Consider the following 9,070-nt stretch of genomic DNA (forward strand, 5'->3'; position numbering starts at 1 on the left):
TGGACATTATTTTTGTAGAGCCGGAGGAAACAGACCAGACGGTTTAAATGAGCCGGTTACATTGAACCAGAAGAATACCGCCAGACGCATTTCGATTTGGCACGATTACCATATCCAGTTGTAACATTTGAAATACCATGGTTCAAAGACAATGTAGAAACCCAAATAGGTGATTTTAATATATCACCATCATCCAGAAGAATTGCCCTGTGCTGGGAGGCCAGACAGAGTTTTGAACCCATCCCGGGATGTAATTCAATCCTTAACACTTATATTGATGGCGGAGTGTTTATCCTTCCTGTTTCATGGTCTGATGATTTAAAAATATGGATTCTTGGTGTCGGTGGAATGTTTTTCCCATATAACAACAAACTCACTAAATACGAACCTGACAGGACATTGCCTGCATCCAGGCTTGTAATCGACACATTAAAAGAGAATGGAGTAGCCAAATATAATGCAGCACACTTCAAAGCAGAGCCTTTTATAACAAGCATGGAATTTAAAGATGATTTGATAAAGCAGGTGGGAAGTATTGAAAGATTATATGCGCAAATTATTATGGATACTCGCGATGAACTACAGGCTTTCATACAGGCATGTAGCGTGTTAAATTGCGAAAATGTGTGTCCTGTCACACTTAGCACTAAACCAGAAAGAAAATTCATAAATGGTCGTAAAGTTCAGCCACCTGAAAAAAACAAGCGCCCTTCATATACTTATAAAGTATTGCAACTGTCTGAAACTAAGGTGCAAAGTAATCATACTGGAACAGGAAAATCCGGTGGGACGAAAAGGATGCACTTACGCAGAGGACATATTCGCAGGAAAAATAACAAACTAATATGGATCAGACCAGCAATGATTAATGCAAACAGTAGAGCAGGCATTGTTGATAAGGATTACCAGATAAATATAAGAAAAGAAGAAAACAAACCTTAGTAAATCTTACTGTGTAAGTAACAATCCGTTGTATCCTGCTATAAACGTTCCTGATTCACATAGCAGGGTACAGAGTCATCTTCGTAAATTATCAAGGGATATTACATAACAGAAAGTTTATTAAATTTTGAACTATGATATTATAAGGAAGTAGAACAACATAGCCGAGGTATTTATGGGAAAATATCAGGAAGAAAGGAAAACTCCCGTCATTGTGGTGAAAAAACGTCGTACTTTTTCGCCACCGTCCTTATCCGAAAAAACAGATATTATCGCACCTGTATTTACTGAACAGACGGCAGAATCAGCCCCCGCCGGAATAAATTCATCTGCCGTCGAAACACATATCCCCGAAGCGCCAGCCAGGAAGAAGAAAAAGAAAAGACACCGTTTTCCACGTCCCTCCCACTGGACCCGTGAGTATACTCACGAGTGCGTGGAAAAAATAAAGGCCCTGTTTCCTCATCTTCGTGCTGAAGGTGGTGGATTTATTCCCCTGAAAATTGGCATAAACAATGATATTTCGGCATTTCTGGCAGAACACCCGGAGACAGAACTGACCATGGACGAATGGCTCTGTGCAGTGTCCTGCATCACATCCCGCCGCGTATATCTGCAGCGGACAGCTGTCGCCGGCGTCCCACGTTATGGCCTGGATGGTCACCCCAAAGGGCAGGTCTCAGACTCTGAAGCACAGAGTGCCGGTCGCAGACTGGCGACATTAGAACAAAAGTGGCTCAGGATGCAGGCACAGCAGGAGAATATTTCTGGGCAATAAACACTCCTGATAACAGGTGGACATTACGTATCAGAAAAAATGGGAAGAGAATGTTATGTGTGATTCAGAAGCGGAGAAGATTTTATTCATCCTAAATAAACATGAACGGGTATACAGACGCCTGATCCCCGTATATATTTTTTTAGCTATAGTATTATGGATTTTACCTATTCTCCTGATTATATACCTGTATTTCTGTATAGTTGACAATGAGTTTCTCAGAATCGGTTTCTGTATTGCATGGACAGCATACTACTTTCTTTCGCTTTTCAAGTATTTTGTAAAATACTTCTTTCCTCTCGATCGTGAAGATTTGCTTAACCTGATGGATCTCGCCAAAGATTCTCCTGATGCGAAACAGGAGCTTCTTGAGCGTCTTTTGTCCGGAAAAAGAATGACCGGGCGGGATGAAATGGATATCAAGCGCATTCTAAAAACAAAGGAAGCACTTGATAACATCAGGAATTTTATTGATAAACAGCAGTTAACGAATAATGATACTCCGAAGAAAAGCACGGTCCCAAATGAAGATAAAAAAGGCATAAGATGATGATCACAGGAAATGGAATAAACACTGTAACTGTCAATGGAAAAGTGAAACACATCACAGAACTGGATTATAGGGGTCGTTTGCGGGAGAGGGCGAAATCCTACGCTAAGGCTTTGGCCAACGATATTCTCCGGTAAGATTGATGTGTTCCCAGGGGATAGGAGAAGTCGCTTGATATCTAGTATGACGTCTGTCGCACCTGCTTGATCGCGGCCGCGATAGCTAGATCGCGTTGCTCCTCTTCTCCATCCGCGTTCCAAGCTGCGGAAAGGCACCCATAAGCGTACGCCTGGTCGAGCAGGCGACGCGGATCGACGTCCAGCGCACGAGAGAATGCGTCCGCCATCTGTGCAATGCGTCTAGGATCGAGACAAAGGTCGTCTCTGTCAGCCGGATCGTAGAACATATTGGCGGCGCCAAAGCCCACTTCACCGACCAGACCGACGGGATCTATCACCAGCCAGCCGCGACTGGAGAACATGATGTTTTCATGATGCAGATCGCCATGTAGCCCACGCAGTTCCGAGGCATTGCTCATCATTTGATCGGCTATAATCGCCGCGTGGACGTAGTCAGTTTGACAACCTGCGTTTTGATCATCGCGCGCCCGCTGAAACAAAGCTGCAAAGCGATCCCGGATCGGGAGAAGGGCAGAAGGCAGGGGTTCCTCAGATGCGGCATACAGCTTCGCCATTAGTTCCGCTGCAATTTCGGTCGCCTGGTAGTCGCCGTGCTCGGCAACGATGTGAGAGAGCATTCGCTCCCCGGCATATTCGAGCAACATCAGATTGTTCTCACGACCGAGCAACCGGACTGCTCCCCTCCCATTGCGCCATACCAGATAGTCGGCCCCGCGCAGTTCATCAGCAATGTCTTCTATAGGTTTCAATCCCTTGACGATTGCAGGAGTCCCGTCTGGCAATGAAACTTTCCAAACGAGGCTGGAAAAGGTGTCCGCAATGAGAACAGGTTGCGAAACGTGCCAATGAGCAGGAAAAACAGGCGGCATGAACATCAACCCCAAGTCAGAGGGTCCAATCGCAGATAGAAGGCAAGGCGTTCGCGGTCGGGGGCTTCGATCCCCAATACATTGAATAGGACAGCGAAGGCGCGCTCTGCTTCATCTGGCGCTGCCCAGTTCTCTTCGGCGTTAGCAATCATGAGTGCCAAATCGGCATAGCGATCTGCTGTTCCGAGCCGCCCAAGGTCGATCAGACCCGTGCATTGAAGAGTTTTAGGGTCCACCATGAAGTTCGGCATGCAGGGATCACCATGGCAAACAACCATATCGGTGCGCTCTTGGTCGAGCCGCACCGGTAGCTCTCGTTCGACACGAGCCAAAAGATCGAGCTGCGGCGTACTCTTGTCCTCGTCCGGTAAGAAGTCGGGATTGACGGCATTGCGGGACACCACATCAACGGCGCGTCCGAACATTCGCGACAGCCTGCGCTCAAACGGACATTGATCAACCGATAGGCTGTGAACAGCGCCAAGTTGCTGCCCCATTGACGGCCACGCTTTGAGCAAATCCGCTCCAGACAGATCAGCCGCCGGTACTCCCGGAATTGCCGTTATCACCAAGCATGCACCCTCCTGTTCCTCCTGCCAGTTGATCACCTCGGGGCAAGCCACACCTCGACCTTTGAGCCAAATGAGGCGGTCACGCTCTCCAGCGAGCTCACCGCGGCGGGAAGCAGGTGCGATTTTCGCGAAGGCATGCCCGTCACCACGTCGAAAAACAAAATCACCAGATTCTCCGCCTCTGACAGGCAACCAGTCAGAATGCGATTCACCAAAAAAAATATTAGTTCGATTCAATGGAGGTTCCTTCAGTTTTCTGATGAAGCGCGGAGGTGGCTCAACCTGCGAAAAGAAACGAGTTGCTATGGACTTGCACCGGTTGTGTTCCGGTCTATCTCTCATTTTAAGCGGCTTTTTTCTCAAATGCCACCGGCGATTTCCAGCCGAGTGTTGAATGTCTTCGGCGTGGATTATAAAAGCCATTTATATATTCGAAGATTGCAATCTCAATATCTCGCCTTGTTTGCCAGTGTCTGCGCCAAATCAACTCAGCCTTTAATGATTTAAAGAAGCTTTCTACTGCGGAGTTATCAAAACAATTGCCTTTCCCGCTCATGGACGGCAGCAATTGATGTTTGAGCAGTAGCTTTTGATATTCATGAGCGCAATATTGGCTCCCACGGTCTGTGTGTTGAATACAACCCGGTGGTGGTTTGCGTAAAGCCAACGCCATATTCAGTGCCCTTAATGCAAGATCCTGCTTTAATCGATCACCTGTTGCCCAGCCAATCACGCGACGGGAATACAGGTCAAGGATAACAGCAAGATAGACCCATCCTTCTCTGGTCCAAACATAAGTGATATCGCCTGCCCATTTCTGGTTGGGTGCGCTTGCGCTAAAGTCTTGTTTTAATAGGTTCGGTGCAATGTTGAAGGTATGATGACTATCCGTTGTCCGTTTGAATTTACGCGTTCGAACAACTGTAATGTTATTCTGGCGCATCAAACGTCCAACCCGACGCTGCCCAACCTGCAGGCCCAGCGCTTTCAACTCTTCTGTCATACGCGGCCTACCATAGCTCCCCAAACACAACCGATGCTGCTCACGTATATGCGCTAGAAGTATAAGATCACGACGCTGGCGCAGTGATGGAGGACGGCGTTTCCATGCACGTAAACCACGATCTGTTACGCCCATCAAACGACATATGCGTGAACGTGAGAGAGAGCCACGGTAATCCGTAATAAACTGAAATCTCACAGCTTTTGTACTGCGAAAAATATTGCTGCCTTTTTTAATATCTCCCTCTCCTCCCGAAGGATACGGTTCTCTTTGCGTAAACGTTCATTCTCACGCAGAAGATCAGTGTCTTGGGTAGGAATTTTAGTTTCATCGGAAATTGATGCGATCCATTTCCCAAGCGTGGAAAGCCCAATACTTAAATCTGACGCAACTTGACGGCGTGTTAAGCCACTAGTGAGTGCTATGCGAACTGCATCACGCTTAAATTCATCACTATGCTTTAATGACATATATGGTCTCCTTGATAACAAATAATGCTCTCAAAAAGACCGGAACGAAACCGAGGCAAGTCCACTACGTAAGTCCGAGAACATGCTTTCCATGGTCTCTGAGCTCGCCTTTGGGACCGACATATCGGTAGAGAGTGACGCGCTCGATGCCGAGTTCCTTGCAGAGATCGGAAACTGAAGTATCGCGCTGGGCCATGGCGGCTTGCGCGAGACGCACCTGAGCTTTGGTGAGCGCGAATTTTCGTCCGCCCTTGCGACCGCGCGCTCTCGCGGAGGCGAGACCCGCCATGGTGCGCTCTCGGATCAGATCCCGCTCGAACTCGGCCAAGGTGGCGAAGATTCCGAACACCATGCGACCGGACGCAGTCGTGGTGTCGATCTGAGCGCCCTTTCCAGTCAGAACCCGCAGGCCGATCTTGCGGTCTGACAGCTCCTTCACCGTGTTGACCAGATGGGCAAGCGATCGTCCGAGGCGATCGAGCTTCCAGACCACCAGCACATCGCCGTCACGCAATGACTTGAGGCAGGCAGTCAAGCCAGGGCGATCATCACGACCGCCGGAAGCAAGATCATCATAGATATTGTCCCGTTCGACACCTGCGGCGCGCAAGGCGTCGTGCTGCAGGTCGAGAGACTGCGAGCCATCGGCTTTGGAGACGCGGGCATATCCGATCAGCATGTATCACAAACGTTGGTTTGAGGCGGCGCTTCGGCCACGATTGCATTGACCTCTGGAAATGTATCTCAACCAGCTTCATAAACAAAGCGTCTTGAACGCTATCAGATTTTGAAAAAGGAACATGTATGCCGCGTCGCGTCACTCTAACCGATCGGCAGAAAGACGCGCTGTTGCGCTTGCCGACTTCACAGACGGATTTGCTCAAGCACTATACGCTGAGTGATGAAGACCTTGGGCATATCAGGCTGCGTCGGCGCGCTCACAACAGGTTCGGCTTCGCCCTGCAATTGTGTGTCCTGCGCTATCCCGGCCGGGTGCTGGCTCCAGGCGAACTGATCCCTGCAGAGGTCATCGAATTTATCGGAGCGCAGCTTGGCCTGGGTGCCGACGATCTCGTAGACTATGCTGCCCGCGAGGAAACACGGCACGAGCATCTTGCCGAGTTACGGGGGCTCTACGGCTTCCGCACCTTCTCCGGACGTGGTGCGAGCGAGCTGAAGGAATGGTTGTTCCGAGAAGCCGAGATGGCGGTGTCGAACGAGGATATCGCCCGTCGCTTCGTAGCCGAGTGCCGACGCACCCGCACTGTCCTTCCCGCGACATCCACGATCGAGCGGCTTTGTGCCGCGGCTCTCGTCGATGCCGAGCGACGCATCGAGACGAGGATCGCCAGTCGGCTGCCTATGTCGATCCGAGAACAGTTGCTGGCATTGCTCGAGGAGACGGCTGATGATCGGGTGACCCGTTTTGTGTGGCTGCGCCAGTTCGAGCCTGGCTCGAACTCTTCGTCGGCCAACCGGCTGCTCGACCGGCTCGAATATCTGCAACGCATCGATCTCCCCGAGGATCTGCTTGCCGGCGTTCCTGCCCATCGGGTGACTCGTCTGCGCAGGCAGGGTGAACGGTATTATGCCGACGGCATGCGCGATCTCCCGGAGGACAGGCGGCTTGCGATCTTGGCTGTTTGCGTCTCGGAATGGCAGGCGATGTTGGCCGACGCAGTGGTCGAAACCCACGACCGGATCGTCGGCCGTCTCTACCGTGCTTCGGAGCGTATTTGCCATGCAAAGGTCGCAGACGAAGCGGGGGTGGTGCGTGACACCCTGAAATCCTTCGCCGAGATCGGGGGCGCCCTGGTCGATGCACAGGATGATGGCCAGCCGCTGGGCGATGTCATCGCGAGTGGGTCAGGGTGGGACGGCTTAAAAACCCTTGTTGCAATGGCAACCAGGCTGACCGCCACCATGGCCGACGATCCGCTCAATCATGTGCTCGACGGTTATCACCGCTTCCGCCGATACGCTCCACGCATGTTGCGCCTGCTCGATCTGCGAGCTGCGCCCGTTGCACTGCCGCTTCTGGAAGCGGTGACGGCCCTTCGTACCGGTTTGAACGATGCCGCGATGACCAGCTTCTTGCGGCCCAGCTCGAAATGGCATCGCCACCTTCGGGCCCAGAGGGCTGGCGACGCTCGCCTATGGGAGATCGCGGTGCTGTTCCATCTGCGCGATGCGTTCCGCTCCGGAGATGTCTGGCTTACTAGGTCCCGGCGCTATGGCGATCTGAAACACGCACTCGTTCCGGCACAATCCATCGCGGAAGGCGGTCGTCTCGCTGTGCCATTGCGGCCGGAGGAATGGCTGGCAGACCGGCAAGCTCGCCTCGACATGCGGTTGCGCGAGCTTGGCCGTGCCGCTCGCGCAGGCACGATCCCGGGCGGGTCGATTGAAAACGGCGTTCTGCATATCGAGAAACTCGAAGCCGCCGCGCCGACAGGCGCCGAAGATCTGGTGCTCGATCTCTACAAGCAGATCCCGCCCACGCGCATCACCGATCTCCTGCTGGAGGTGGATGCGGCGACCGGCTTCACCGAAGCGTTCACCCATCTGCGCACAGGAGCACCCTGCGCTGACCGGATCGGGCTAATGAACGTTATCTTGGCGGAAGGGATCAACCTCGGCTTGCGCAAAATGGCGGATGCGACAAACACCCACACCTTCTGGGAATTGATCCGCATTGGACGGTGGCATGTCGAGGGCGAAGCCTATGACCGGGCGCTGGCCATGGTGGTCGAGGCACAGGCAGCGTTACCCATGGCCCGGTTCTGGGGCATGGGCACGTCGGCTTCGAGCGACGGACAGTTCTTCGTCGCTACAGAGCAAGGTGAGGCCATGAACCTGGTCAACGCGAAATATGGCAATACCCCGGGCCTGAAAGCCTATAGCCACGTCTCCGACCAATATGCGCCGTTCGCAACCCAGGTGATTCCTGCAACGGCAAGCGAAGCGCCTTACATCCTCGATGGCCTGCTGATGAACGATGCTGGACGCCATATCCGCGAGCAGTTCACCGACACGGGCGGCTTCACCGATCACGTCTTTGCCGCATGTGCCATTCTCGGCTACCGGTTCGCTCCGCGCATCCGCGACCTGCCATCCAAACGGCTCTACGCGTTCAATCCGTCGGCCGCCCCGGCGCACCTGCGAGCGTTGATCGGCGGAAAGGTCAACCAAGCCATGATCGAGCGCAATTGGCCCGACATCCTGCGCATCGCCGCCACCATTGCTGCCGGGACCGTCGCGCCAAGCCAGATTCTGCGGAAACTCGCCTCCTATCCGCGGCAGAACGAGCTCGCGACAGCCCTGCGGGAAGTCGGTCGCGTCGAGCGCACCCTGTTCATGATCGACTGGATTCTGGATGCCGAACTCCAACGGCGTGCCCAGATCGGGCTCAACAAAGGCGAAGCTCATCATGCGCTGAAGCGGGCAATCAGCTTCCACCGCCGCGGTGAAATCCGCGACCGTTCCGCCGAAGGCCAGCATTACCGCATCGCCGGCATGAATCTGCTCGCCGCCATCATCATCTTCTGGAACACCATGAAGCTCGGCGAGGTCGTTGCAAACCAGAAACGCGATGGAAAGCTGCTATCGCCCGATCTCTTGGCCCATGTTTCGCCGCTCGGATGGGAACACATCAATCTCACCGGAGAATATCGCTGGCCAAAGGTAACCGGCTCATTTAAACCGTCTGGTCTGTTTCCTCCGGCTCTACAAAAATAATGTCCATC

8 protein-coding genes are annotated in these 9,070 nt (G+C 52.6%); 4 read left to right on the plus strand and 4 right to left on the minus strand.

Features of this window, described 5'->3' with window-relative positions; all coding sequences use genetic code 11:
* The first annotated feature begins 96 nt into the window (after nt 1–96).
* From A7090_RS26855 to A7090_RS24420, 3 genes are all read left to right on the plus strand, one after another.
* A complete protein-coding gene (locus A7090_RS26855) occupies nt 97–942 on the plus strand; it encodes a hypothetical protein (RefSeq protein ID WP_231529328.1) in 846 nt (281 codons plus the stop codon).
* 175 nt (nt 943–1,117) lie between these two features.
* Complete coding sequence (locus A7090_RS24415) at nt 1,118–1,720, plus strand: ProQ/FINO family protein (protein WP_000521606.1); 603 nt, start codon at nt 1,118–1,120, stop codon at nt 1,718–1,720.
* 55 nt (nt 1,721–1,775) lie between these two features.
* Nucleotides 1,776–2,270, plus strand: coding sequence for a hypothetical protein (locus tag A7090_RS24420; protein WP_105275813.1), 495 nt, complete (start codon nt 1,776–1,778; stop codon nt 2,268–2,270).
* Between the two features lie 178 nt (nt 2,271–2,448).
* Here A7090_RS24420 and A7090_RS24425 read toward each other — a convergent pair whose 3' ends face one another.
* The 4 genes from A7090_RS24425 to A7090_RS24440 form a co-directional block, all read right to left on the minus strand.
* On the minus strand, nt 2,449–3,285 hold the full coding sequence (locus tag A7090_RS24425; RefSeq protein ID WP_000480968.1) for an aminoglycoside O-phosphotransferase APH(6)-Id: 837 nt from the start codon (nt 3,283–3,285) through the stop codon (nt 2,449–2,451).
* The gene (gene aph(3'')-Ib / locus A7090_RS24430) at nt 3,285–4,088 is read right to left on the minus strand and encodes an aminoglycoside O-phosphotransferase APH(3'')-Ib (protein ID WP_001082319.1); all 804 of its coding nucleotides are present in this window, start codon (nt 4,086–4,088) and stop codon (nt 3,285–3,287) included. Before aph(3'')-Ib ends, A7090_RS24425 begins: the two co-directional genes overlap by 1 nt.
* Nucleotides 4,089–4,194: 106 nt before the next feature.
* A protein-coding gene (locus A7090_RS24435) for an IS3-like element IS1133 family transposase (protein WP_085959879.1) occupies nt 4,195–5,324 on the minus strand; the annotation gives its coding sequence in 2 pieces (ribosomal slippage) (nt 4,195–5,078 and nt 5,078–5,324; 1,131 coding nt in all).
* Nucleotides 5,325–5,388: 64 nt separating this feature from the next.
* Complete coding sequence (locus tag A7090_RS24440; RefSeq protein WP_000904906.1) at nt 5,389–6,003, minus strand: recombinase family protein; 615 nt, start codon at nt 6,001–6,003, stop codon at nt 5,389–5,391.
* A 125-nt stretch (nt 6,004–6,128) separates the two neighbouring features.
* Here A7090_RS24440 and A7090_RS24445 point away from each other — a divergent pair, with 125 nt between their 5' ends.
* Nucleotides 6,129–9,062, plus strand: coding sequence for a Tn3 family transposase (locus A7090_RS24445; protein WP_105275812.1), 2,934 nt, complete (start codon nt 6,129–6,131; stop codon nt 9,060–9,062).
* The last annotated feature ends 8 nt before the right edge of the window (nt 9,063–9,070 follow it).

Origin of the sequence: Escherichia sp. MOD1-EC7003 (genome assembly GCF_002965065.1) — a bacterium.
Taxonomy (GTDB): Bacteria; Pseudomonadota; Gammaproteobacteria; order Enterobacterales; family Enterobacteriaceae; genus Escherichia.

What these genes read in the sequence shown, in the direction of transcription:
- A7090_RS24415 (WP_000521606.1), top strand. Translation starts at nt 1,118, where the DNA reads ATGGGAAAATATCAGGAAGAAAGGAAAACTCCCGTCATTGTGGTGAAA.
- A7090_RS24420 (WP_105275813.1), top strand. Translation starts at nt 1,776, where the DNA reads ATGTGTGATTCAGAAGCGGAGAAGATTTTATTCATCCTAAATAAACAT.
- A7090_RS24425 (WP_000480968.1), bottom strand. Translation starts at nt 3,285, where the DNA reads ATGTTCATGCCGCCTGTTTTTCCTGCTCATTGGCACGTTTCGCAACCT.
- A7090_RS24440 (WP_000904906.1), bottom strand. Translation starts at nt 6,003, where the DNA reads ATGCTGATCGGATATGCCCGCGTCTCCAAAGCCGATGGCTCGCAGTCT.
- A7090_RS24445 (WP_105275812.1), top strand. Translation starts at nt 6,129, where the DNA reads ATGCCGCGTCGCGTCACTCTAACCGATCGGCAGAAAGACGCGCTGTTG.